A 25651-nucleotide genomic window follows, 5' to 3' on the forward strand; every position below is an offset into this window, starting at 1 on the left:
CTTTCCTGAAATCTTATTGCGATTCATCTTCCCAATACCGCGCTGCACCCTCTAGCATAAATAACCTCTTCTTGCCCAAAACGAGCTGGCTTCGCGCTGGAATCGCATTTGCTTCGAGCCGTCGAGACCCACCGGGCGGCCAGGAACGAATTCAGTGAAAGCTCGTTGCCGAAACCGCATCGATGACCTGGTCGCAGGCAGAGGCCGCTCGATCATACTGTTCCTTAGCTCACGCGGGCACGAACAGGTCCTTGTAGGTATCTCGCAGAATGTTCTTTTGCACCTTACCCATCGTGTTCCGCGGCAACTCGTCGACCACCACCAGCTTGCGGGGATGCTTGAAACGCGCAAGCGAGGTTCCGGCGGCCTTGGCAATAGCGTCCAGGTCAGGGCTTTCGCCCGGGGCCGGAACGATTACACCCAACACAGTTTCTCCGAAGTCCGGATGGGGCACGCCCACCACGGCGCTTTCCAGCACGCCGGGCTGGTCATCCAGCACAAGCTCGATTTCCTTGGGATAGATGTTGTAGCCGCCCGAAATGATCAGGCCCTTGTTGCGGCCGACGATGTGGACATAGCCGTCCTCGTCAATCTTGCCGAGATCGCCTGTGATGAAGAACCCGTCGGCGCGCAGCTCGGCGGCGGTTTTCTCGGGCATTTGCCAGTAGCCCTTGAACACATTAGGCCCGCGCACTTCGATCTGGCCAACCTCGCCATCGGGCAGGGTTTCGCCCGTGGAGGGATCGGTGATCTTCAGCTCCACCCCCGGCAGCGGGAAACCCAACGTTCCCGCTCGGCGGTCTCTATTACCGTGAAAACGAGAGATTCCACGCGATTCTTTATCGACAGTCCGGCAACCGCTTCCTCGAACAGGAATGCCTGCGCCTGCACCGCCGCCTGCAACCCTTCCGCCGCCTGCAACTGCGCCTTCGTGGCAGAATGCGGCAGTCGATGGGTGAACATGAGGCCATCGTGAAAGCGCTGGAAGCCGGCGACGGCAACCGCGCCTCTGCCGATATCCGCGGTCACGTGGCGGTTCAGGGCGAAAAGTTCCACCACCTCATTGCCAACCTGAAACCGGCCGCGGAATAGCCTCTGGCAGGCGGTTCAGCCCATCAGGTCTGGACTCAGCGTTGCGGGAAGATCCTGATAGCACACTGGGCGCAGCCAGCGGCGGATCGACAGGGTTCCAACCGAGGTGTGGCCAAAATTCGTTGAGGCCGGGTACGGGCCGCCGTGGACCATGCTATCGCAAACCTCGACACCGGTTGGAAACCCATTGAACAGGATTCTCCCGGCTTTGCGTTCCAGAATGGGCAGCAGGGCGCAGGCCGTGCCCGTATCGGCATCATCCATATGCAGGGTGCAGGTCAGTTGTCCCTCCAATTTCGCGGCGATCTGTTTCATCTGCTCTTCCCCGTCCGCCTCGACGACCAGGCCGAGCGGTCCGAACACCTCATGTTGCAGGTTGGGACTGTCTAGAAACGCAGCACCGGTCGTGCGGTAGAGGCAGGGGGCGGCCTCTCGGCTCTGGCGGGAGGATACCAGAAGCCCCTGCACATCGTCCCCCTGCCCCATTTTCACGCACCCGAACCGATAGGCGTCTGCGATTCCGTCGGTTAGCATCATCTGCGCCGGCATTCGGGAGAGCGCCCCGGCAGCTGTCTCTGCGAATGCGTCGGCATCGGACCCGGCAGGCAGGATCACGACACCCGGGTTGGTGCAGAACTGTCCCGCTCCCATGGTCAGGGACGCGGCCCAGCCTTGCGCAATCCCGGTACCCCGCGCCGACAGGGCATCCGGCAGGACGAACACGGGATTCACCGACCCAAGCTCGCCAAAGAAGGGGATCGGATCCGGCCGGGCCGCACAGAGATCGAACAGCGCCCTGCCCCCGGCAAGCGAGCCGGTGAAGCCGACCGCGCGGATCAGCGGATGGGTGACCAGCGCCGTTCCCACATCGCGGCGACCGCCCTGGATCAGGGAAAAGACGCCCGACGGCATGTCACAGGCAAGGGTTGCCGCCTCAATGGCGCGGGCCACGATTTCGCTGGTGCCGGGATGGGCGCTGTGGCCCTTCACGACGACAGGGCATCCGGCCGCCAGGGCGCTGGCGGTGTCACCACCGGCAACGGAAAACGCCAACGGGAAGTTCGAGGCCCCGAAAACGGCAACGGGGCCGATCGGGCGCTGGATCATGCGCAGGTCGGGACGCGGAAGCGGCTGGCGATCAGGCAGGGCCGGATCGTGACGGCGGTCGAGGTAATCGCCTTGCAGGATATGCTCGGCGAACAGGCGCAACTGCCCGGTGGTGCGGCCGCGTTCGCCTTGCAAACGCGCTTCTGGCAGGCCGGTTTCGCGACTGCCGGTTTCGGTGATCTCGTCGGCCCGCGCCTCGATCTCATCGGCGATGGTGTTGAGAAATTCGGCGCGCGCGTCGGCGCTGGTGCGCGCATAGGTCTCGAACGCGGCCTCGGAAGCGCTGCAGGCGGCTTCAACCAGATCGGGCGTGCCAACGCTGAATTCCTGTGCGGGTCCGTGCGCCGGGGCGGACAGGAAGGTCTTGTCGCTGCCGATCCATTGCCCGGCGAGATAGTGCTTGCCGATCATGTGCCTTCCCCTTCGCCGTCGCGGGCCCAGTAGCTGTCGGGCGGCGGGCCGAAGTCGATCAGCGCGCAAGAATAGACCGCCGTTTCATCGAAGGGATAGCGCGCCTCCATCTCGGGCGTGAGGGTCAGCCCCAGACCCGGCGCCGTTGGCCGCAAAAGCTGCCCGTCCACGATCCGGCCCTGATCTCCGATCATCTCGACCCCGAGCGGGAAATCGAGCATCGGGTATTCCACCAGCTTGCCCCCCGCGGCGAAGGCCGCGTGGTAGCTCGCCATGATCGCCGCCGCCCCGCCCCAGGCATGAACGACGACATCGGTGCCCCTGGCCTTTGCGGCCTCGAACACGTCCATCACCGCCGAAATGCCACCCATGACAGAGGCATCGGGCTGCACGAAATCATAGACGTCGTTATTGATCCGTTCGATCATCTCTTTTGGCGTCGTGATGATCTCGCCGCCGCAGACGGGTACATCGATCCGCCCGCGCAAAGCCTTGAACCCCTCTGGCGCATCCGGCCCTATAGCCTCTTCCACAAATATCATCCGGTAATCGGTCAATGCGTGGACGGCCTCGACATAGACAACCACGTCATCCACCTCCTGCGGGGGATCGGCGAGGTTCTGGCACATATCGACGCCCACCTCGATGCCGCACTTGCCCGCCTCTTCCAGCACCCAGGCCGTGCGCAGGATATCGGTCTTGATCGCGCGCATCTTGTATCGGGTGATGCCGAGGCTTTCGAGCAGGTCCAACTCGCGCAGGAACTGATGCTTCGCGTCGCAACACCCGCCCGAGCCATAGATCGGGATCATGTCCGCCTTTGCCCCGCCGAGCAGGTCATAGACCGGCACCCCGAGGCTTTTGCCCTTGGCGTCCTGCAACGCGATCTCGAAGGCGGCGATTACGTGGCGGGCCGCCCCTTGCAGGGACCAGTAGTCACAAAGCGAGCGCAGGTCGCGCACCCGGCCCGCGATGTCGAACCCGTCCTTGCCCATAACCTGCGGGCGGCACAGGTCGACGATGGACTCGAACACTTTGGGCGCGAAGACAGCCAGATAGCCTTCGCCCAATCCGGTCACGCCGTTGTCGAGCGTGACCTCGACCATGCCAATGGTGCGCTTGGGGCCGTTGGGAAAGCATTCCTTGATCTCGGGATCGTCCGCATCGGCATAGGGAGAGCTGAGCAGAACGCAGCGGATATTGGTGATATTAGGCATCAGTAACCTCGGGTCATGTCGACGACGCCTTGCAAAGGCTGACCCGCCCTGTATCGGGCGAGATTGGCAAGGAAGGTGTCGATCTTGCGGTCCAGTTCATCGGCGGTTCCGCCACCGCTGTGTTGGGTCAGAAGGATATCGGGGCAGGTCCAGAACGGATGATCGAGTGGCAGTGGCTCGTCCTGGGTCACATCCAGAACAGCCCCGGCCAGGCGGCCATCGGCCAGTGCGTCGGCAAGCGCGTCCTCGTCGATCAGCGAGCCGCGCCCGAGGTTGGCAAGGACTGCATGGCGCGGCAGCAGAGCCAGACGCTCCGCCGACAACAGCCCGCGGGTGGCGGGGGTGTCGGGGACCGTCGCCACCAGAATATCGGCCTGCGGCAACAATGCATCGAGATCGGCGGTGCCGGCGGAACTGTTCAGCGCGGTGATTTCGCAGCCGAAGGGGGCCAGCAATTCTGCCAGCCGCCGGTTGATCGCGCCATTCCCCAGCATCACCACCCGCGCGCCTTTCAGCAGACGCAACCGCGTACGGATCGGGTCGCCCTCCCATGTCCTGCTGGCTTGCAGCCGGGCAAGACGGTCCACCCCGCGTGCGAGCGACAGAAGCCCCGCAAGCGCAGTTTCCGCGACCGGATCGGCGAAGAAGCCCGCCAGATTGGTCAGGGTCAGGCGCTGGCCGAGCGTGGTCCAGTCTAGATCCGCGTATTCCCCAAAGCCCACGGACTCTAGCTGCACCCATTTCAGACCCCCTGCCCCGGCCAATGCCTCGGGCGGCGGGTTGCCGAAGGCGATTTCGCACCCTGTGAGGTCGCCGGTTTCCTCAAGCTCGGCGTCCCCGATCCCCGCGCGCAATCGCGCGATCTGATCGCCGTTCAGATCAAGGCACAGCGCAATGCGCGTCATGCGGGCGCCCCCTGGCAGATCCAGATGGTTTTGGTTTGCAGATACTGTTCCATCGCCTCGACCCCGTTGTCCCGCGCCAGCGAGCCGGATCGTTTGTAGCCGCCGAAGGGCGTCTTGATATCGCCCTCGGAAAAGCCGTTCACCGAAACCGTGCCGCAAGGCAGACGCCGCGCCATGTGCAGCGCCCGGTCGATGTCGCGGGTGAAGACGGTGGCGTGCAGGCCATAGTCGCTGTCGGCGGCCAGTTGCAGCGCCGCGTCCATGTTCGCCACCGGCAAGACGCCCAGAACCGGGCCGAAGATCTCCTCCCGTGCGATGGCCATGTCCGGGGTCAGCCCGGCGAAGACGGTGGGCTCCACGAAGAACCCCGCGCCCTTGCGCGCACCGCCGGTGGTCATGCGCGCGCCCTCGGCCACGCCCTTGTCGATGTAGCCAGTCACGCGCGCCATGTGTTCGGCTGTCACCATCGCACCGATATCGGTGTCGGGGTCCAGCGGGTCGCCCACCTTGTAGGCGGCGGCGCGGGCGGTGACCTTGTCCAGATAAGCCTCGGCCACGCGGGCATCGACGATCTGACGCATGTTGGCCGAGCAGTTCTGCCCGCCGTTCCAGAAGGCGGAGTTGACCGCGTGCTCGATCAGATCGTCGGTCAGGTCGGCATCATCGAGCACGATAAAGGGGCTCTTGCCGCCCATTTCCAGCCCGATGACCTTGAGGTTGCTTTCGCCCGCATAGCGCAGGAAATAGCCGCCCACCTCGGTCGAGCCGGTGAAGGACACGATGTCGATATCGCCGTGCCGCCCGATGGCCTGCCCCGTCGTCTCGCCCATGCCGGGCAGAACGTTCAGAACCCCGTCAGGCACCCCGGCCTCTTGCGCCAAAGCGGCAAGGCGCAGGATGCTGAGCGGCGTCTGTTCCGCCGGTTTCACAAGGCAGGAACAGCCCGCCGCCAGCGCCGGGGCCAGTTTCCAGGCCGCCATCAGCAGCGGGAAGTTCCAGGGCAGGACCAGCCCGACGACACCCGCCGGTTCCTTGACAATCAGCGCCAGCGCATCCTCGCCCGTAGGCGCGACCTTGCCGAAACTCTTGTCGGCCAGTTCGCCATACCACTGGAAGAAATTGGCCACCTCGGTCCCGATCTCGTGCAGGCAATCGGTGATGGTCTTGCCGCTATCGAGGCTTTCCAGAACCGCCAGGTCAGCTGCGTTCTCGCGGATCAGGGCGGAAAGCTTCAGCATCACCTCCTTGCGATCCTCGGGCGCGGCGCGCGACCAGACCCCGTCATTGAACCGCGAACGGGCGGCGGCAACGGCGCGGTCCACATCCTCAGCCGTGCAATGGGCCACGGCGCACAGGGTTTCGCCCGTCGCAGGGTTGACGCTTTCGAACGTGCCGCCATCCGACGACGCCGTGAACGATCCGTCAATGAAAGCGCGGGTTTCGATGGCCAGTCCGGATGCGCGGCTATGGGCCTGATCTTTCGTCAGTGACATGGGAAAGCTCCGTTACAGATGCGTCAGTTGCGGCGAACCGAGATGTGCCAGGGGATGAGCAGCCGTTCGGCCAGCGTCACCAGCCCGAACAGGCACAACCCCAGAAGCGTCAGGAAGAAGATCCCGGCGAAGGCCAGGTCGGGCCGCATGTTGCCGGTCACGATCTGGATGTAGAAGCCAAGCCCCTCGTCCGATCCGATGAACTCGGCAATCGCCGCGCCAACCGTCGCGTTGATGGCAGCATATTTGAAACCCACGAAACACTGGGGCAGCGCGGCGGGCAGCCTGACCTTGAAGAAGGTGCGCCAGATGCCGGCCCCGGTCGAGCGCGAGAACAGCGTCAGTTCCTCGGACAGGGAATTGAAGGCCATGATCGCGTTCAGCACGATGGGAAAGAAGCACACGAGGAAAACGATGATCACCTTGGGCAGCAGCCCGAAGCCGAGCCACGAGATGAAGAGCGGCGCGAAGGCGATTTTCGGCACCATCTCGATGCAGACGATGAACGGGTAGATCGTGCGCTTGAGGATGATGGAAAAGGCGATGGCGAGACCAAGGGGCAGCGCCAGGACAACCGCCAGGACATAGCCGATAATGACCTCTGTTCCCGTGACCAGCGTGTAGTCCAGAAGCCGGGGCAGATCAGCCGCGCCGTTTTCGATGATCAGCGACGGCGGGGTGAGGATATAGAGCGGGATGTCGAACCACAGAACCGAGTATTCCCAGAACAGGAAGAACCCGATGAAGAAGGCGACAAACATCCACGAATTCATCAACCGCAGCTTCAGACCCGCGAATGTGGGTTTTTTGTCAAATGACGCCATAGCCTCTGAAGATCTCCTGGGTTTCATGAACATATGCGGAAAACTCGGGCGAGCGTTTCACCTCGTAGTCGCGCGGGTAAGGCAGGTCGATGTCGATCACGCGCTCGATCCGGCCCGGTCGCGGCGTGATCACCGCAACCTTGCTGGAGAGCTGGATCGCCTCCTCGATGGAATGGGTGACGAACAGGACCGTGGGCCGTTGGTCCATCCACAGCGATTGCAGGTCGCTGCGGATGCGTTCGCGCGTCATCGCGTCTAGCTTGCCGAGCGGTTCATCGAGCAGCATCGTGTTGGGCGCATGGATCATCGCCTGGCAAAACGCGGCGCGTTGCTGCATCCCACCAGAAAGTTCGTATGGGTGACGGTCCGCGAAATCCTCCAGGTGTACCGAAGCCAAAATCGCGTCGATCTCGGCCCGTTTCGAGGCCACGGAGATCCCGCGCATTTCCAGTTGCAGCTCGATATTCCCGCGCACGGTGCGCCAGGGAACCAGCGTGTTGTCCTGGAACATGATACCGATATCGGTCTGTGGGCCTTTCACCGGCGTCCCACCGATGCTGACCGAACCTTCGGTCACGTCCAACAGCCCCGCGGTCATGAGCATCAGGGTGGACTTGCCGCAACCCGAAGGGCCAAGCAGCGAGACGAATTCCCCGTCTTCCACCACCATGTCCACGGGACCGAAGGCATGGACGGCGTCAGGGCCGCTTCCAAAAACCTTTTTCACGCCCGAGAATTTGATCTGGTTGCTCATGCTTTCTTCCTTTGAAAACCGGGGGCCAACAGCGGCCCCCGGCCGGGTTCGATACTCAGTCGATGAACTGGTTCGTGTAGAAGCTCGTCGCTTCGGCTTCGGGGTCGAGGTCATTGTATTCTTGCATCAGGCTGACCATGCTGTCCCAGTCGGAGGGCACGTTCAGGCCAAGCTGACGTTCGGTGTTGGCGCTGGAATACAGAATGCCGAGCGTCACATCGAGAACCGAGCGCGCCTGCATCATGCCCTGTTCCTCGGCCATGGTGCCACCGACAATGTCGGCAATGGCAGCAACCGCCGTGTCGGGGTCAGCCTCAGTCTGTGTGTAAGCTTCGATCGTGGCATCAACAAAGCGGTCGACAAGATCGGGGTTGCTTTCGACAAGGTCACGCCGCGTCGAGATGCAGTAACCAACCTGGTCCACCCCATAGTCCGAATAGGGGAACAGGACCGGGTCGTCGCCACCATTGGCGCGGATCTCGGCCGGTTTGTCATCGAGGCCGCCAAGCATCGCCACAGCCCCGCCGGAGCCCTGCAGATAGCTCGACACGAGGGCCCCGTCGGGCACGTTGGTCAGCGTCACGTCATCCTCGGTCAAACCGGCATTGGACAGCACGATCGGGAAGAAGGTGTTCACACCCGCATTGGCCGTGGTCAGGATGACGTGGCCGCGCAAGTCCTCGATGGACTCGATCCCGGCATCGGGGCGTACAATGACCGCCTCAGAGCCCGTCGCGTCGATCACGGCGACCGACACGATATCGGCCCCCTGGCTGGCCAGCGTGATCAGCGCCCCGCAGGACCCATAGGCGAAATCGCTGTCGCCATTGGCCACCAGCCGGTGCGCGGAACTGGACCCGTTGCCGGAGCGGATGTCGAGATCGATCCCGTAATCATCATAGATGCCAGCCACATACCCATGCGCGAACCCGGCGTGAGAGCCGTAATACATCCAGTTCAGGCGCAGCCGGACGTCGTCCTGCGCGGCGGCAACACTCGTCATCAACAGGCTGGCGCCGAGGGCCAGTCCCGTGGTTTTCACGATTGTCTTCATCATCTTCATACTCCCTTTGGATCTGTTCTTGATGGTGTTCGTGGTGGTCTGCACGTCGCCTCAGGAAAGGCCGATCAGCCTTGGCACGCCTATTTTGCTCATCATGGCGTGGGTTTGTTCTTTGTGGGTCTGGCGAATGTCGCGGGTGGGCGGGCGGCACCGGCTGGAGGGCAGTCCGATCAGTTCCATGCACAGCTTGTCGAGATAACCGTCACCGCTGGTATAGGTCTGTTCGATCTCCACCCAGAGCTTGTAGAAGGGCATGCCTTCCTCGACCAGCATCCGGGCGATCTCGGGGTAGTTCCCTGCCTGCACCTCGTCGATCAGCTTGATGCCCCATTCGGGCCAGAAGTTGCAGTGATGCACCTCGAAGGCTGTCGCGCCGAGGCTGGGCATCGCGCTCATGCCGAACAGAAGGTTGTTGTCGATGATCGTGAAGCGTTCCGAGAAATGGGAACAGACATCCTCGAATTCCATCGCATCGGTGCGCGGTGCGGCCCATTTCAGCCCGACGAGATTTGGAATCTCCGCCAGCCGCTCGATCATCGGAAAACTCAGGTTCTGGCTGGTCCAGAACGTGTTGTAGAGGATGATCCCTACATCCGGCGCGGCCTCTGCTGCGGCTCGGACATAGTCTTCGAAATCAGCCTCGGTGTGGGCGAAGTAGAACGGGCAGGATACCTGGATGAAATCGGTTCCGATCTGGCTTGCGGCCTTGGCCAGCCGGACCAGTTCCAGCGTGCTCGTGGTTTGCGCGCCCATGGCAATGGGAACCGCGCCGTCCGCTTCATCGACCACGACCTCGGCCACGAACAGACGCTCTTCGAATGTCATCGTCGAAAAATCGCCCGCCGCACCACCTGCCAGAAGCGTCGCGTAGTCAGCGTTGAGGCCAGAGTCGATCAGGAACCGCACATACCTTCGAAGCGCGCTTTCGTTGACCGCCATCTCTGGCGTATCGTCGAAGGGCGTCGGAATGGTGACATAGCAGCCTTGGAGTTTTTTCTTCTTGTCGTTCACGATCGGCAGCTCCAGTTCGGCAGGCCGCAAGGGTCCGTGCGGTGCAAAGATGCACCGCTGACGGAAGTCCATCAGCCATGAAAATCAAGGTTCACCAGCCGGGCCACGAACCGCTTCGGGCCGCTGATAGAGAAACTGTAAGGACGGAAAACCTCAAGCGAGTTGATTAATATTGCCACCAAGAATACATTTTTTGCCAAATACTCACGAATTATCAGAAAGGCATCCGACGCGTGCCCGATTCCAGAACCCGCTTCGCCTTCGTGCTCCAGCCGGAGTTTCCGCTGACCGCACTCATCCTGGCCTGCGACTCGCTTCGGATTGCCAACCAAAACTCTGGTCGTGATCTTTTCGAGTGGAAGGTGCTGTCTGAAGACGGTGCCGATGTTCATGCTTCGAACGGCATGTGGTTTTCTGCTGACGGGGATTTGGCGCAGGATTCCACAGTTGATGTTTGCCTCCTGTTCCAGGGTAATCTGCCAACGCAGAACCTGTCCCGCAGGCTGCTTGGGTACCTTCGCACCGTGGCCCGTTTCGGGGCCGTCGTGGGGGGTGTTGACACTGGCGCGTATGCGCTGGCACAGGCCGGGCTTGTAGCAACGGAAACCACGCCCGAGGTCGTATTGCACTGGGAAGCGGTACCCACGTTTCTGGAATGGTTTCCCGAGGCGAGGCCGCTCAACGGCATCTATGTCAGCACCGGCAATCGGGTACACTGCGCCGGGGGCATCGCCACACTTGACCTGATGCTCGACCTTATCGCGCGGTTCGCGGGCGAGGCCATGGCAAGCGAGGTCGCCAATGCGATGGTGCACACCCGCCGCGCACCCGAGACCCAACAAAGGTTGGATCAGCCGGTGGACAGCCATGCGGGCAGCCTTGTGTCGCGCCTGACCAGAACAATGGAACAGAACCTCGATTTCCCGCTGTCTCTGGACGAGCTGGCCGAGGAGCTGAACACGCCCAAGCGCACCCTTGCCCGCGCCAGCGAAACCGCTTTCGGGATCTCGCCCATGCGGCTCTACCTGCGGATCCGTCTGCAAGCTGCGCGCAACTACCTGTTCTACGAAGACCTCTCGATCAAGGAGATCGCAACCGCCTGCGGGTTTTCGGCTCCTGCTGCCTTCACCCGCAGCTTCAAGATCCAGTTCGGGGTAAGCCCCTCGGCCTTTCGTGCCGAAGTGCGCAAACGTCAAAGGCTGACCGAACACCCGGAGATCCATCGCATCATCGGCCGCAGCGACCGGCGCGACAATGCCGTATCCGGCACCGATGGCCTTGCGGGTCCATGATACGGGAGTTCGAAGCGGAAAGCTTCTTTTTCTAATAGGCGGCCCAGGCGCTCTGCTGAAACAGCGCAGGGCGAAAGGCAAAAAGGGCGTCGGACTCTTGCGCTGGATGCGGTCACGCTAGGGGCTTTTGTGTTCGGTGCATCTGGCCCGTGGACCTGAAACACATTCTTCGCCAGATCTAGCCCGACCGTGATAATCTCCGACATGACCGTCCTCTATTGTGGATCATGCCAGACCCAGCTTGGCGCATTGATGCCGTCGGGGGGGCGGTCACATCATCAGAGCCTCTGAGCCGCCTTAAGAGCAGGTCCTTTGACAGAATCATTGGTAGCCATCGCGTGCGGTTTCACGAGCAAGCGCCTGGAGTTTCCGGTAGGTTTCGAACCGGGCGTCGTGGAACGCGCGGGCCGAGGCGGCCGGGGCGAAGAGATCGGTCACGGATGTCATCGCCGCCATGGCGGCCGGGATCGACGGGTACTCCCCGCCCGCCACCGCGCCAAGGATGGCCGAGCCGAGCAGAACGGGTTCCTCTGCTACCGGGGCGACCAGATCCAGCCCCGTAGTATCGGCCAGTATCTGGCGGATCAGAGGGCTGCGCCCGGCCCCGCCGCTGATGACGATGCGTTTGACATGGGCGCCTGCCCCGGCCTGCGCCTCGAGGATCTGGCGCAGCCCGTAGCCGATACCGCAAAGCCCCGCGAGGTAGAGCGCGATCAGGCTGTCCTCGTCACGCTCCATCCCGAGCCCCGCGATCACGGCGCGGGTGTTCGGGTCCGCGAAAGGCGCGCGGTTGCCGAGGAATTCGGGCACGACCTGCACCTTGTCCACAAGCGGGCCGATGTCGGAAAGCGTTTCCAGCCGCGCGGTCGCGCGTTCAGCCAGCCAGTCGGGCAGCCCTTTGCCCTCTTCCTTGGCCAAAACGCGGGCCTTGGGCGTGTACGGGTGGAAGTCGAGCAGTTGCTCGATAGCCGCCCCGGCTGCCGATTGCCCTCCCTCGTTCAACCACATGCCCGGCACCATGGCGGAATAATACGGCCCCCAGACACCGGGGACGAAGACGGGCTCCGCCGTCGTGGTCATGGTGCAGGAGGACGTGCCGAAAACATAGGCGAGATCGGCCGTCGGCCCCTCGCCCACACCGACCGATCCGATCCCGCCCGCATGGGCGTCGATCAGCCCTGCCGCTACGGGCGTGCCGGGCAGAAGGCCAAGCGCGGCGGCGGCCTCTTCCGTCAGACCCTTGCCAAGTGCGGTGCCGGGGTCGACCACGCGCGTGCCGATCCGGGCGAAACCTTCGGCGGCCAGGTCGCCTAGCCCTATCGCCTCGAAATAGCTCGGATCCCAACGCGCCTCGTGCCCCAGGTAGGTCCATTTGCACGTAACAGTGCAGATCGAGCGGGCCAGATCGCCCGTCGCACGCCATGTCAGGAAATCGGTCAGGTCCATGAACTGCCACGCGGCTCTGAAGACTTCGGGCTTATGTTCCTTCAGCCAGAGCAGTTTGGGCGTTTCCATCTCGGGCGAGATGCGCCCGCCGATATAGTCCAGGACCTTGTGGCCCATGGCGTTGATCCGCTCCGCCTGGGCCAATGCGCGGTGATCCATCCAGACGATGATGTTGCGATCCGGCCTGTCTGCCTCACCTACGGGCAGCGGCACGCCACCTTCGCCCAGAACCACCAGCGAACAGGTGGCATCAAAGCCGATGCCACCGATACTTTCAGGCGCGACCCCGGCGGCGGCCACGGCCCCCCGCACGGCAGCAGCCACCGCGGCCCAGATTTCCCCGCTCGACTGCTCGACCCGGTGACCGGCCTCGCGGAAGAGCGTGATCGGACACTTGTCAAATCCCAACATTCTGCCGTCGGCATAGAAGACGCCTGCCCGGGCACTGCCTGTGCCCACGTCGATGCCGACAAAGAACGGGCCAGTTGAATTCTCTGACTGGGTCATGATTGTCTCATTCCTCTGCACCACCTCGGCGGAGCGTTTTCGTCACAGGTCCAGGCTATTGGGCATGATCACGAGATCGCGGATCACCACGTTTCTCGGTCGGCTGAGCATAAAGAGCACTGCCTCGGCCACTTCGCGTGGCTGCATGAGCGAGCCATTGGCCAACGCCTCTTCCATCTTCGCCTTGGGCCAATCATCCAGCAATGCCGTCACCACCGGCCCTGGCAGCACAGCCCCCATACGAATGCCGTGTTCCGCGACCTGGCGCCGCGTGGAATGCAGGAAAGCCTGCACCGCGAATTTCGACGCGGTATAGATCGGCTCCCAAACCACCGGGATCACCCCCGCAACCGAACTTGTCATGAGGATGTCGCCCGATTTTCGCTCGATCATGCTCGGAAGAACCACATTCACGCAGCGAAACGCGGCGTTGATGTTGAGGTTCAGCATGCGGTCCCAGGCATCGGGGTCACCCTCAGCAGTCTTACCTCCAATATATGCCCCGGCATTGGCATGAAAAATGTCGAGCGGACCCACAAGCGCCTCGATCCGGGGCCCCATTGCGGACACGGCATCACCATCGAATAGATCAAGCACCATGGGGTGCGCCTTCGGCCCGAGTTCATGGCAGAGCGTGGCCAACCGGTCCTCGGCGCGGTCGATCAGAACCACCTCAGACCCTTCCTCCAACATGATCCGCGCACATTCCAACCCGATACCCGAGGCTGCCCCCGTGATCGCCGCGGTCTTGCCCTTCAATAGCTCGCCCATATGTCCTTTCCTTTCGATCTTGTCAGCCCTTGCCCCACCCGCCATCAGTCCTGATTGATCCGCTGATCGGCACTGTTGAAGACGTGGCAGTGTTCCGGCGGGAGTGTCAGGTGAATGGTTTGGCGGTTGTGGAAGCTACGCTCTCCGACTGCACGCACCGTGACCATGCCAATGCCGTCGACCTCAACATAGAGAAAAGCGTCGCTGCCCAGCTGTTCTTCGACGAGAATGCGGCCGTTCAGGTCACCCGTATCGTGCGAATAGCGGATGTGCTCTGGCCGAATGCCCAGTGTCATTTCTGCTGTCATTCTATCGGGATGAACTCCGGGGATAGTCACAGACGGGCCGTTCTTTACCTGCACGGAACCGCCTGCCCCGGGGGACGCCGGCATGAAGTTCATCTTTGGCGACCCGATGAACCCAGCCACGAACTTGTTTACTGGTCGGTCATAAAGAGCGATCGGTGTATCAAACTGCTGGATATCCCCACCTTCCAGAACGACGATCCTATCGGCCATCGTCATGGCTTCAACCTGGTCGTGGGTGACGTAGACCATCGTGGTTTCTAGGCGTTCATGTAGACGGATCAGCTCCAGCCGCATCTGCACGCGAAGCGCCGCGTCGAGGTTCGACAAGGGTTCATCGAACAGGAAGGCGGCCGGTTCGCGCACGATTGCACGTCCGATGGCGACCCGCTGCTGCTGACCACCGGACAGTTCACGCGGCTTTCGGTCAAGCAGCGCGTCGAGCCCCAGGATCGAGGAGGCTTGCGCGACCTTCGCCTCGATCTCGGCCTTCGGCAACCCTGCGATCTTGAGGCCGAAGGCAATGTTGTCGCGCACGCTGATGTGGGGAAACAGCGCATAGGACTGAAACACCATCGCCAGACCGCGCGTGGACGGTTTCGAATGCGTCACATCCTCGCCGTCGATCAGGATTTCCCCGCCCGTCACCGTCTCCAAGCCGGTGATCATCCGCAGAAGCGTGGATTTACCGCAGCCAGATGGGCCGACGAAAACGACGAATTCGCCATCCTTGATCGACAGGTTGATATCGCGAAGGACCGAAACCTCGCCAAAGGCCTTTTCCACGTCGCGAAGAACGATCTCACCCATAGCGAACGTCTCCCTTGAGATCCGATGTCATCAGTTGATTGACCTGCGCAGCGGCTTTGATATGCGCCTTCATGAAGTCACGCGCATGCCCAATCAGGTCACCACCATCGGTCCAAAGGTTACGCCAGACGCCGAGGATGTTGGACAATTGCGGGTCCACGATCTCGGAAGAGAAGCTTTCGAATACGAGCGGTCCAGAATAGTCTATCTGCGCCAGGGCTTCGAAGGCCGGTGCGAAATCGATGGACCCGGTTCCGAGATAGCCTCTGTGTGACTCACCCAGGTGAAAATAACCCAGCATGTCGCCGGTCTCGACAATCGCGCGCGCCATGTCGGCTTCCTCGATATTCATGTGGTAAGTGTCCAGATGCACGCGCGCATTCGGGGCGCCGATCATCTTGCACAGCGCCACCCCTTCGGCGGCGGTATTGGCGATGTTCGTCTCGTAGCGGTTCACCACCTCCACCCCGACCTGGATATCGCTGGCCGCAGCCGCAGCGCAAATTCTAGACAACGCCTCGGCGCTTTGCTCAACCGAGCTGCGCGAGGCAGGCGCACCATATTTGGTCATCGCGGAGTAAATCACGCCGCACAGATGGGTCGAGCCAATGTCACGTCCAATCGAGACAACCTTTCCCAAAAGAGCCTCGCCGCGCGCGGCAATATCGGGGTCTTCCGAAGACAGGTCGCTTGTCGGCCCAAGCCCGAGAGAGATCGTTGGCGCGATGCCGTATTCTTCCAGGAGCCGCGCAGTCATGGCTACGTCGATCTTGTCAGGATCGAGCATCGGGATTTCGATCAGGTCGTAACCGGTGGCAGCGGCTGTCGAGATGGCCTGGCGCGCTTCGGCTTCGCTCCAGCCGCCGACGATGCACAATGCATGGATACCCAGAGGGTTCTTTCCAAAGTTCATGATGTCCCTCAATTCTTAACTGCGCCCATCGTCAAACCGGAGACGATGTGGCGTTGCATGAGAATGGTGAAGATGACCGGTGGCAGGATCTGGATGATCGTGGCAGCCGAGATGAGTTCCCAATAGGTGCGTGTCACCGTCGAGAAGGATGAAATCACGACAGGGAAGGTCCGCGCTTCGCGGGTTGTAAGGAAGAGGGCGAGAAGCAGCTCGTTCCAGGCAAAGATGAAGACAAAGGTCGAAACGGTCGCGATCCCGCTTTTGGCCAGTGGCAACGCCACCAAGCGGAAGGTCTGGAACCAGCTGCATCCTTCGATCCGTGCGGCCTCAATGATTTCTTTCGGGATATTGCGAAAGAAGGACATCGCAACCCAGACGGCGAAGGGCAAATTGAAGCCCGCATAGGCCAGCACCAAAGCCGGCATCGTATCGAGCATCCCGGCCGTATTGAACACAATGTACAGCGGCACGGCGGCGGCAATCGGCGGCATCATCCGCGTGGACAGGATCCAGTCCGCCAGGAAATTACGGGCCCCGAATTCGAAATAGACGAGCCCGAAGGCGCAGGGCAGCGCAAAGGACAGGCAGAGCGCCGTCGCAGCCAGGGTAACGATGGCTGAATTCAGCAGGAACGCCCAGTTTTCGGACAGAAGCAGCCGGAAGTTTTCCAGATGCGTAAAGTCAGGCACCCAGACCGGCGGCACAGCGTAGATATCGCTGAGCGGCTTAAAGGCCGCCAGGATCATCCACAGGATCGGTGCCGTGAAGACGAAGGTGATGAGGAAGGCGGCGGTCAGTTTCCAGCGGTTGCTCGAAGTCATTTCTGCACCTTTCTCAGATAGGCCACCGCAATGGTGGTTACGACGATGGAAATCAGCAGGATGATGACCGCAGCGGCCGAGCCATAGCCAACCTGGAAGAAGCGGAAATCCTGACGGTATGCGAAGAAGGTCAGAAGCTCGGTCGAGTCCCCAGGTCCCCCTCGCGTCGTGACGTAGACGAGATCGAAGAGCTTGAGGTTGTCGATCACCCTCAGGATGATGCCAATCAACAGAACATCACGGATCGCAGGTAGCTCGATGTAGCGGGCGATGTGGTGCCAGCGCGCGTTTTCCAGCTCTGCTGCTTCATAAAGCGATGAAGGGATCGAGACCAAGCCCGCGAGGATCAGCAGCATCATGAACGGCGTCCACTGCCAGGCATTGATGAGAATGACGGTCGGCAGGGCAAACGTGGGATCTCCGAACCAGGCGGGCCCCTCGATACCGATTTCACCCAGCAGATAATTCGCGACACCCAACGTTGGATTCAGGATGTAGCTGAACATCAGGCCAACACAGATTGGCGTGATCATCATCGGAACGATTGCGAGTGAACGCAGCACCTGGCCGGTCCGCATCTCTCTGAGCGAAAGGAACACCTTCGCGCAGAAGAACCCGAAAACCACCTCTAGAGCGATCGACGAAACAGTCAGAACTGCCGTGTTCTGAAGGGCCTGAAGAAACAGCGGGTCGCTGAGCAGACGTTCGTAGTTTTCAAACCCGATGTACAACATGCGGTCCATGCGGGTCAGGCGTGCGTCGTGCAGACTGAGATAGACCGAATAGATGAAGGGGAAGACGCTGAGAAGCAGCAGGTAGACCACGGCCGGAGCGATAAACATCCAGCGGATCGCGCGATCGCCGTCAGCGGCTTTCTTCTGGGCGCGCGGAACGGGCGGACTGGGGGCGATATCGACCATTGCGGCTCTCGCTTCTCGGAAAGTGAATTTTGGTGGTTGGGCACGGGAAGGGCCGAAGCCCTTCCCGGCTGAGGTGCACGACCCATGTCGGGACATGCTGGGAGGCTCATCAGTCGATGTAACCGGCGCGGGTCAACATCCGGGTCACGGTTTCATTCGCCTCGTCCATGGCTTCCTGTGGCGTGGCGTCGCCGACGATGGCGCGGTTCACCTGAAGGCCAATGGCGTCGATCATCTCGAAGGTCATCGCGTGGCGCGGACGGCCTTCCTGCCAGGCTGCCTGGGCGGATTCGTAGAGCGTCGGCACCCAGGGCTGGGCGGCGATGATCTCTTCATCCTGCATGGCGGAGTGACGGCTCGGGGGACCACCTGCGAGCACGAATTCGCGATGCACCTGTGGGCTTGCGAACCACTGCATGAAGTCCCATGCCGCGTCCTGCTGTTGGCTATGTGCGTTCATGCACAGGATCCAACCGCCAACAGGGGGAACCGATTCCGCGCCTTCGGCGTGGGGGAACATCGCCACGTCGAACTGATCCGTGACGCGCGAGATGTCGGGATCGGTAAACAGCGGGGTACGCACCGACCAGTTGTTGATCATCGCGACACGGCCTTGGGTGAACGCATTGGCACGCTCATCCCAAGCGTATTGCTCCACTCCCGGCGGGCCATAGGGAACCATGTCGACGAAGAACTGGACCATGTCCACTGCTTCGGGAGAGTTCAGCGTCGGGGTCTGGTCGCCATAGGGATCGTCCGAACCCGCGAAGTTGGATTCCCACGGACGGCCACCGGCCGAGTAGATCCATTCAAAGAACTGCTGCCCCGCGGCAGAGCCGCGCTGGAAGTTCATCGCCATGCCAGCCACATCGGGATCGCCGTCATCTTCTGCAAAGAAACGCGCGACTTCCATCAGCTCCTCGAAGGTTTCAGGCACCTCGATTCCATGCTGTTCGAAGAGATCGCGGCGATAGTGCAGCATGTGCCAGTAGCCTGCGATCGGCAGACACTGAAGCTGTCCATCCCACGTCGCCTGACCGGCGAAGGAGTCGATGTAGTCATCCATCGCGACGATTGCCGGGTCGGCCGCGGCGACACGTTCCTCGACGGGTTCGATACAGCCTGCTTCAACGAACTCACCGATCCAGATACCGTCGATGAATAGAACGTCATATTCGTCACTGCCCTGCGAGCAGGACAGGATCTGACGCTCGTGAAGTGGGTCATATCCGAAGCTGTCCAGGGTGACTTCCGCGCCGGTCAGCTCGGTGAACCCAGGGCTGATTTCATTGAACGCGTCGATGAACGGGTCGGCGATGGACTGAACGCGAATGGTCGTGCCCTCGTGATTGCCGAGCACCGAGTCCCAGTCCTGCGCCATTGCCGGAGCGCCAAGCACGAGCCCCAGCGACAGCACCGATACCCCCTTGGCTAAGTTATGCGATCGGTTCATACTATCCTCCTCTGATTGAACCTTGCAGTGGTTTGGTCAGGCGTCAGGCAAAGCAGGTCCACGCGCAGATCACCGCGATCTGCGTTTCTGGTTTGCCTGACGCAATATGCCCGCCGACGGATCAGCTGGCCTTTTGTTCTCCTCTTTGACTTTCCTCCCTTGCGCCCGCCTCCTCATAGGTGCGCGACGTTGACGCCCTGAGGCGCAGAACGCAGTGCAGCGGCTCCCGCAAAGCGTCCGGTTCCTTCCCTGACATCCGCGCCCGGAGCGTAGACCAGGCGTTCTGAGCAATTCCATCCACCGGCTGCTGGATTGCCGTGATCGGCGTACGCCGGGCGGACATCCAAGGGTAGTCGTCGAACCCGACGACCGATACATCCCGACCAACCTCGCAATTGCGCGCTGCAAGACAGTTGAGAATTGCCAGTGTGGTCATATCCGTTACGGCGAACAGCGCGCTTGGCATCGGATGGGACTGCAACCAGTCAGACAGCATCGCCGCACCGTGCCGTGGCTCTGGACCGACCTCAATCAAATCGGCAATGCCACCGCTCGCCTCAATCCGCCGGGCGGCTCCGTCGCAGCGGCGCCGAATGGCCTTTAGCCGCATGTCAGATGCCACAATCAAGACATGGCGATGACCGAGCCCGACGAGATGATCACCGACAATCCGTCCGGCCTCTTCATTATCCGGATAAACCCTGTCAAACCCTTCGGCATCCTCGCCGCGGTCTGCAAGAACGATGGGCAGCGTTTCTTTCGCCGCAACAAGTGGCTCGGGCACACGGTCAGTGCAGGGCACGATTATCATTCCAGCAGGTTGCCATGAGAGCAGAGCATTGACCCGCCGACGTTCGATCTCGGGGTCGTCTTTCGAGCTTGCCACGATGATATCGTAACCATCCGCTTCGGCGCGTGCTTCAATTTCGGTGATAAGCTGCGTAAAGAATGGGTCAGACAGATCAGGCACCATCACGGGCACCACACGGCTCTGCCCCGACCTTAGGTTCGATGCAGCCCGGTTAACCTGATATCCAAGCGCTGCGGCCGTATCGCGCACTCGTTGCGCAAGATCTGGGTTAACCGGCTTCTTGCCCGAAAAGACATTCGAAACAGTTGCCGTAGATACACCAGCGGCATCTGCAACCTGTTTGATCGATGTCGGGCGCTTGGCCATCACTCCTCCCACTGTGCCATACTTTGGCATCTGTTAATCGATTAACAGTAAAACGTTTAACCAGTCAAGTCCTAACTCTCGTTTGCCATCCCTCATGCCGCGCAGAGGTCCCGTGACGCGACCTCCCCGACGAATTCGGCAAATGGTCGAGCGTTGACAAGCAACTCCGGCGCTGGACATTGGCTGTGCCGTGGGGGGACATCATTGATGCCCTGAACCAGAGCGCCGCGGTCCCACACGCCCTTCAGGTGATCTACAGCACCGTGGTCCGCGCCAATCATCCATTGCGCGGCAGGGCTTTGCGAAGGCAATGTCCCGAGAGGAGAGCAGCGTGCGCTAAAGAGGGATGAGCCAGTGCAGGCGCCAATGGTTCGAGCCCACTGGCGAATGCGACAGGGTTTCAGGCGTTCTCGAGGTGGCTTCACGACAGAGATCCACCTCCTCGTCAATGCCGCAGGATTGCCCATGAGAACTTAGATCACGCCGGGCCAGACATCGGACTATCCTGGCTTCGATCTGGTCATGGCCGATACCCTGCCAGCGCCGAGCGCTTTGCTGGCCAGCCGAGGTTATGGCACTGACAGCATTCAAAAATCCATGGACAAGCGGGACGTTTTTCCTGTCATCTCGATGCGGAAGTCTCGCAAACTGCGCATCGGTGCCGACCGTTCTCTCTACCGGCTGCGCAACCTGGTCGAGCGGTGCTTCAACAAGCACAAGAATGCCCGTCGTGTCGCGACCCGCTATGACAAAACCGCAGAGAGCGTCCTGGGTTTCATCGACATCACGTCGATCCGCCTCTGGCTCTGCCAATTGCCAACATGACCTAGAGCAAGGTTCTCCACAAATGCTCCTCTGGCTGTGGCTCATTGATAGTGGCAGGCGGTCTGAGTCGACGTTTTAGGATCATAAAACGCGCACGGATGTTGCGCAAAACCCTTGAGACAGGACCCCGTTTTTTGCCACGATTTGGTCGGACACGTATCACTTACCCAAAATCCCCAAACTGCGAACATCCACTCTTCAAACCATCGCATTCGCGTCTGCTCGGCGCACTTCGGAGAAGCACCAAGCCATTGACTCTAAGACGAAAATGGGAAAGCCGACAGGGGCCTTCACACATCGTGTGGCATCCGAGGTAGCAGCTACACAGTTGTATCCGTTCAATTCGCAACGTCATCCCTTCCCAAATGGATCATCCGGAGATCTTCAGGCAGCAAGTCAGCCGGCAGAGCCTGATAGCAGACCGGACGCAGCCAACGGCGGATCGAGAGCGTTCCGACCGAGGTCGCTCCGAAATTGGTCGACGCTGGATATGGCCCGCCATGAACCATCGTGTCACTGACCTCGACGCCCGTCGGGAAACCATTCACCAGCAATCGACCGGCCTTGCGTTCGAGGATGGGAACCAGCTTTCCAGCCGTGGCCATATCCGCTTCATCGAGATGAAGGGTGCAGGTCAGCTGTCCCTCAAAGCCCCGCGCGATCGCAGGAAAATCGTGTGCAGAGGGCACCCGGATAACAAGTCCAAGCGGGCCGAATACCTCTTCCGAAAGTTCTGGCGCAGATTTCCAGACATCGAGGCTGGTTTCGAACAGGTAGGGATTTGCACTGCGGTCCGCGCAGGCCCTGCCGGCAACCTGTTTGAGACCCGACACGCTGTCAACTCGGGACACACCGCCGCGATAGGCCTCGGCGATCCCGTCCGTCAGCATGGTCTGTGCCCCGGTTTCAGAAAGGGTTGCTTCCGCTCCGGCAAGGAACGCATCGGCATCGGCCCCATCCTCGATGAAGACCACACCAGGATTGGTGCAGAACTGACCTGCCCCCATTGTCAGGGAGGCAGCCCAGCCCTTTCCGATTGCTTCGCCACGCGCTTTGGCCGCCTCGGGCAGGACAAAGACCGGATTGATCGACCCAAGTTCCCCGAAGAACGGAATTGGCTTTGGACGGGCAGCGCAAAGGTTGAACAGGGCGCGCCCCCCTGTCAGCGAGCCCGTGAACCCGACCGCCTGGATCAGCGGATGTTGAACCAGCGCCTCGCCGACATCCCGCCGACCGCCCTGGATCAACGAGAAAACGCCAGCGGGGACACCGCAGATCTGAATGGCAGCATAAATGGCCTGCGCGACGATTTCCGAAATGCCGGGGTGGGCGGAATGCCCTTTCACGACAACGGGACAGCCTGCTGCCAGCGCGCTTGCGGTGTCCCCGCCCGCCACGGAAAACGCTAGCGGGAAGTTTGACGCCCCGAAAACGGCAACGGGGCCTATAGGGCGCTGCATCATGAAGAGTTCCGGGCGGGGCAAAGGAGCCCGATCCGGCAAAGCCTCATCGTGACGGCGGTCCAGGTAGGCCCCGTCGCGAATATGGCTGGCAAAAAGCCGCAATTGCCCAACGGTGCGCCCGCGCTCCCCTTCCAGACGCGCGGCAGGCAGGCCCGTTTCGGCCGTTCCAACTATCGTTATGGCATCGCCGCGCACATCGATCTGATCAGCAATGACGTCCAGGAATGCAGCCCGCGCGTCTCGGGAAAGCATACAATAGCTTTCAAACGCGATTTCCGCTGCCGTCGCTGCGGCATCGACCAAGTCCGGCGATCCGGCGCAAAACGCCTGCGGCTCGCCAAAGACGGGCTGTGAATTAAACGTCTTGTCACTTTCAATCCACTGGCCCGCGATCAGATGTTTGCCTGTTAGCATGTCACTCTCCTCATAGCAGGCCGCGTCCGGCCAGATTTCTCATCAGTGCGCTTACACCGAAGGTCCATGGCGGGCATTCCCGGCTGAGCCGCACGTCGTTCACCAGAACCCCCAGATCCGAGGCCGCGATGCTGACCCTGTCGCCCACCTTGTGGGTAAACCCCTCGCCCGCGACGTCGCGGTCATCGGTCGGCGCGAACAAGGTTCCGAGATACAGCATGAAACCGTCAGGATACTGGTGGTTCTCGTTGATCGTCTGGGCCACGATATCGGCGGGGTCGCGGCTGATTTCGGACATGCTGGAATGACCGGTCAGCCGGTAGCCGTCCCTGCCCTCGACCGTCATCGTCAATTCGGCCCATCGCACCTGCTCCATGCCGTAGCTGCCATCGAACAGCCGGATGAAGGGGCCGATCGCCGCCGAGGCATTGTTGTCCTTGGCTTTTGACAGCAGAAGGGCCGACCGCCCCTCGAAATCGCGCAGGTTCACGTCATTGCCGATGGTCGCGCCCTTGATCCGGCCCGTGCTGTCCACCGCAAGGACGATCTCGGGTTCCGGATTGTTCCAGACCGATTTCGGATGCAGGCCGACCGGTGCACCCCAGCCAACAGCCGACAAGGTCTGCGCCTTGGAGAACACTTCGGCATCCGGACCTATTCCAACTTCAAGGTATTGCGACCATAGCCCCTCGTCCTGAAGGGCCCTCTTGACCTGCGCGGCCTTGTCGGACCCCGGTTCGATGTCCGAAAGGCTCGCCCCGATGAGTGCCCCGATCCGATCCCGGATAGCCCGCGCCGCATTGGGGTCGCCTGCAGCCCGCTCTTCAATCACGCGCTCCACCATTGACTTGGCGAAGGTCACGCCCGCGGCCTTGACCGCCTGCAGGTCATTCGGGGCCAGCAGGTGCCGTTTGGATGGGTCACTCTGCGCATCAAGGCTTTCGGTCTCGACGTCCGCAAGCGACCCGACCACTGGGCCGTCAAGCTCCGCAACGGTGGCGGCCGGATCATCCATTTCCAACAGATCACGCATGGTCGGCACCTTGCGACTTGTGATGTCAACCAGATCACCCTCGCGAAGCGTCACCAAAACCGGCCCCGTATCCGGCACCCAGACGCGCCCGACCAAGATGCCGCTTGCGGCGTTCAAACCTGTATCCGTCATCTCAGGCCACCCAAGGTTCACGGTCGCCGAGGGCAATGTGGATGGACTTAGTTTCCATGTACTCCTCGACCCCCATCATCCCGCATTCGCGCCCCGTGCCAGAGCGTTTGAACCCGCCCATCGGCTGTTCTGGTCCGCCGACGATTGTCGTGTTCACCCAGCAACGGCCAGCCCGCATCTTTCGAATGACGCCAAGCGCCGTGTCGATATTCTTGCTCCAAACCGATGCGGCGAGGCCGTACTCGGTATCGAGCGCGATCTCGATAGCCTCTGCGGCGGTCTCGAAGGTCTGGACCGTAACGACGGGGCCGAAAATCTCTTCCCGCGCGATCGCCATGTCCCGGGACACACCCGAGAAGACGGTGGGAACGATGAACTCCCCGCCAGAGGGAGAGACAGCCTCCCCTCCTCTGTCCAGACAGGCACCCTCTGCCTGGCCCCGTTCGACATAGCTCATGATCTTCTTGAAATGCTGTGGCGTGACAATCGCCCCCATCTGCGTATTCGGATCCAGCGGATCGCCGATTTTAACGCGCGACAACTTTTCAAGCAGTTTTGCCTTAAAGCTCTCGGCGACTGAGGCCTCTACGATCAGGCGTGAGCCTGACACGCAGCACTGCCCCGCATTGAAGCAAAGACCAAAGGCAACGCCATCCGCCGCATCGTCCAAGTTGGCGTCGGCGAAGACGATCTGCGGGTTCTTGCCGCCAAGCTCCAACCCGACCTTCTTGAGGTTGGATTTCGAAGCCGTCAGAACCCGTTCGCCCACCGCAGTGGACCCGGTGAAGGAGATCATGTCGATGTCGAGATGGTTCGACAGGGCTTCCCCCACCTCGGGACCGGTCCCGGTCACCACGTTGTAGACACCCCGTGGCAGGCCCGCCTCGGCTAGGATCTCTGCAAAGATCAGGCTGGTGGTCGATGTCATCTCGGAGGGCTTGAGCACCACCGAACAGCCTGCCGCCAGAATAAATGGCAATCTCTCGGCCAGCACGATGAACGGAAAGTTCCATGGCGTGATCAGTCCGACAACACCGATGGGCTGTTTCGTGACGAGGCCCAACATGCCTTCGCCATAGCTGTTGTGGGTCTCGCCGGTGATCATGCGCGCCATTCCGGCGGCCGCTTCGTAGTGATCTGCCGCACCGGTGATCTCTGCCTTCGACTGGCTGATGGGTTTGCCCGTTTCCAGGGTCTCCCAATAGGCCATTTCGTCCAGCCGGGCGCGAATGCCCTCGGCCGCTTTGATCAGGATGCGCCCGCGTTCTGCACCCGGGGTGTCGCCCCAGACATCCTCGAATGCTCTGCGAGCCGCCGCGACCGCCAGATCGATTTCCTGCGCCGTGCAGAGGGCAACAGAGCTTACCGCGACACCGTGGCCGGGGCTGACCCGTTCCAGGCGTTCCCGGCCGCTGCCATCATGCCAATGACCGTCAATGAAATAGCCATTCTGCCGAACGGACTGGGCGAGCGAAGAGTAGTCTTTCATTGG

General features: G+C 61.3%; 20 protein-coding genes and 3 pseudogenes. 3 read left to right on the top strand and 20 right to left on the bottom strand.

What is annotated here, in order from left to right; genetic code table 11:
• Positions 1 to 229: 229 nt before the first annotated feature.
• Positions 230 to 802, bottom strand: a pseudogene (locus tag ACOOEX_RS11965) (AMP-binding enzyme); the annotation flags it as partial.
• Between the two features lie 2 nt (positions 803 to 804).
• Here ACOOEX_RS11965 and ACOOEX_RS11970 point away from each other — a divergent pair.
• Positions 805 to 1092: pseudogene (locus ACOOEX_RS11970) on the top strand (FCD domain-containing protein); the annotation flags it as partial.
• Positions 1093 to 1107: 15 nt separating this feature from the next.
• Here ACOOEX_RS11970 and ACOOEX_RS11975 read toward each other — a convergent pair.
• From ACOOEX_RS11975 to ACOOEX_RS12010, 8 genes are read right to left on the bottom strand one after another with little or no spacing between them, the layout of a single operon-like run.
• The gene (locus tag ACOOEX_RS11975) at positions 1108 to 2610 is read right to left on the bottom strand and encodes an aldehyde dehydrogenase (NADP(+)) (protein WP_420395045.1); all 1503 of its coding nucleotides are present in this window, start codon (positions 2608 to 2610) and stop codon (positions 1108 to 1110) included.
• Positions 2607 to 3827, bottom strand: coding sequence for a mandelate racemase/muconate lactonizing enzyme family protein (locus ACOOEX_RS11980; protein ID WP_420395046.1), 1221 nt, complete (start codon positions 3825 to 3827; stop codon positions 2607 to 2609). The genes ACOOEX_RS11975 and ACOOEX_RS11980 overlap by 4 nt, the downstream gene beginning before the upstream one ends.
• Entirely contained in the window at positions 3827 to 4732 is a 906-nt protein-coding gene (locus ACOOEX_RS11985; protein ID WP_420395047.1) for a D-2-hydroxyacid dehydrogenase, read from the bottom strand. Before ACOOEX_RS11985 ends, ACOOEX_RS11980 begins: the two co-directional genes overlap by 1 nt.
• Positions 4729 to 6225, bottom strand: a complete 1497-nt coding sequence (locus tag ACOOEX_RS11990) for an aldehyde dehydrogenase (protein ID WP_420395048.1) — start codon at positions 6223 to 6225, stop codon at positions 4729 to 4731. Before ACOOEX_RS11990 ends, ACOOEX_RS11985 begins: the two co-directional genes overlap by 4 nt.
• A 23-nt stretch (positions 6226 to 6248) precedes the next feature.
• Positions 6249 to 6986: an ABC transporter permease gene (locus tag ACOOEX_RS11995; protein WP_420395049.1), complete on the bottom strand. Its 738-nt coding sequence runs from the start codon at positions 6984 to 6986 to the stop codon at positions 6249 to 6251.
• A gap of 49 nt (positions 6987 to 7035) precedes the next feature.
• Complete coding sequence (locus ACOOEX_RS12000; RefSeq protein ID WP_420395050.1) at positions 7036 to 7803, bottom strand: ABC transporter ATP-binding protein; 768 nt, start codon at positions 7801 to 7803, stop codon at positions 7036 to 7038.
• Between the two features lie 55 nt (positions 7804 to 7858).
• Positions 7859 to 8860 (bottom strand): ABC transporter substrate-binding protein, encoded by a 1002-nt coding sequence (locus ACOOEX_RS12005; protein ID WP_420395051.1) that lies wholly within the window; start codon positions 8858 to 8860, stop codon positions 7859 to 7861.
• Between the two features lie 57 nt (positions 8861 to 8917).
• The gene (locus ACOOEX_RS12010) at positions 8918 to 9907 is read right to left on the bottom strand and encodes a dihydrodipicolinate synthase family protein (RefSeq protein ID WP_420395052.1); all 990 of its coding nucleotides are present in this window, start codon (positions 9905 to 9907) and stop codon (positions 8918 to 8920) included.
• A 203-nt stretch (positions 9908 to 10110) separates the two neighbouring features.
• Here ACOOEX_RS12010 and ACOOEX_RS12015 point away from each other — a divergent pair, with 203 nt between their 5' ends.
• Positions 10111 to 11169 carry a GlxA family transcriptional regulator gene (locus ACOOEX_RS12015; RefSeq protein ID WP_420395053.1) on the top strand — a complete coding sequence of 353 codons (1059 nt, stop codon included), beginning with the start codon at positions 10111 to 10113 and terminating at the stop codon, positions 11167 to 11169.
• A 321-nt stretch (positions 11170 to 11490) separates the two neighbouring features.
• On the opposite strand, the gene ACOOEX_RS12020 is transcribed toward ACOOEX_RS12015, so the two are convergent.
• The 8 genes from ACOOEX_RS12020 to ACOOEX_RS12055 form a co-directional block, all read right to left on the bottom strand.
• Positions 11491 to 13122 (bottom strand): FGGY-family carbohydrate kinase, encoded by a 1632-nt coding sequence (locus tag ACOOEX_RS12020; RefSeq protein WP_420395054.1) that lies wholly within the window; start codon positions 13120 to 13122, stop codon positions 11491 to 11493.
• 42 nt (positions 13123 to 13164) lie between these two features.
• On the bottom strand, positions 13165 to 13893 hold the full coding sequence (locus ACOOEX_RS12025; protein WP_420395055.1) for an SDR family oxidoreductase: 729 nt from the start codon (positions 13891 to 13893) through the stop codon (positions 13165 to 13167).
• A 44-nt stretch (positions 13894 to 13937) separates the two neighbouring features.
• Complete coding sequence (locus ACOOEX_RS12030; RefSeq protein WP_420395056.1) at positions 13938 to 15008, bottom strand: ABC transporter ATP-binding protein; 1071 nt, start codon at positions 15006 to 15008, stop codon at positions 13938 to 13940.
• The gene (locus tag ACOOEX_RS12035; protein ID WP_420395057.1) at positions 15001 to 15921 is read right to left on the bottom strand and encodes a sugar phosphate isomerase/epimerase family protein; all 921 of its coding nucleotides are present in this window, start codon (positions 15919 to 15921) and stop codon (positions 15001 to 15003) included. The genes ACOOEX_RS12030 and ACOOEX_RS12035 overlap by 8 nt, the downstream gene beginning before the upstream one ends.
• Before the next feature lie 8 nt (positions 15922 to 15929).
• Positions 15930 to 16742, bottom strand: a complete 813-nt coding sequence (locus ACOOEX_RS12040; protein WP_420395058.1) for a carbohydrate ABC transporter permease — start codon at positions 16740 to 16742, stop codon at positions 15930 to 15932.
• Positions 16739 to 17662, bottom strand: coding sequence for a carbohydrate ABC transporter permease (locus ACOOEX_RS12045; protein ID WP_420395059.1), 924 nt, complete (start codon positions 17660 to 17662; stop codon positions 16739 to 16741). The genes ACOOEX_RS12040 and ACOOEX_RS12045 overlap by 4 nt, the downstream gene beginning before the upstream one ends.
• Positions 17663 to 17771: 109 nt before the next feature.
• A complete protein-coding gene (locus ACOOEX_RS12050; RefSeq protein ID WP_420395060.1) occupies positions 17772 to 19115 on the bottom strand; it encodes an extracellular solute-binding protein in 1344 nt (447 codons plus the stop codon).
• Between the two features lie 121 nt (positions 19116 to 19236).
• Positions 19237 to 20292 carry a LacI family DNA-binding transcriptional regulator gene (locus tag ACOOEX_RS12055; protein ID WP_420395061.1) on the bottom strand — a complete coding sequence of 352 codons (1056 nt, stop codon included), beginning with the start codon at positions 20290 to 20292 and terminating at the stop codon, positions 19237 to 19239.
• 116 nt (positions 20293 to 20408) lie between these two features.
• Here ACOOEX_RS12055 and ACOOEX_RS12060 point away from each other — a divergent pair.
• Positions 20409 to 21117: pseudogene (locus tag ACOOEX_RS12060) on the top strand (IS5 family transposase); the annotation flags it as partial.
• Between the two features lie 338 nt (positions 21118 to 21455).
• On the opposite strand, the gene ACOOEX_RS12065 reads toward ACOOEX_RS12060, so the two are convergent.
• From ACOOEX_RS12065 to ACOOEX_RS12075, 3 genes are read right to left on the bottom strand one after another with little or no spacing between them, the layout of a single operon-like run.
• The gene (locus tag ACOOEX_RS12065) at positions 21456 to 22994 is read right to left on the bottom strand and encodes an aldehyde dehydrogenase (NADP(+)) (RefSeq protein ID WP_420395062.1); all 1539 of its coding nucleotides are present in this window, start codon (positions 22992 to 22994) and stop codon (positions 21456 to 21458) included.
• Between the two features lie 10 nt (positions 22995 to 23004).
• Positions 23005 to 24159 carry a fumarylacetoacetate hydrolase family protein gene (locus ACOOEX_RS12070; protein WP_420395063.1) on the bottom strand — a complete coding sequence of 385 codons (1155 nt, stop codon included), beginning with the start codon at positions 24157 to 24159 and terminating at the stop codon, positions 23005 to 23007.
• A gap of 1 nt (position 24160) precedes the next feature.
• Positions 24161 to 25648, bottom strand: coding sequence for an aldehyde dehydrogenase family protein (locus ACOOEX_RS12075; RefSeq protein WP_420395064.1), 1488 nt, complete (start codon positions 25646 to 25648; stop codon positions 24161 to 24163).
• Between the last annotated feature and the right edge of the window lie 3 nt (positions 25649 to 25651).

The organism is Nioella sp., assembly GCF_965215655.1.
Taxonomy (GTDB): domain Bacteria; phylum Pseudomonadota; class Alphaproteobacteria; order Rhodobacterales; family Rhodobacteraceae; genus Nioella.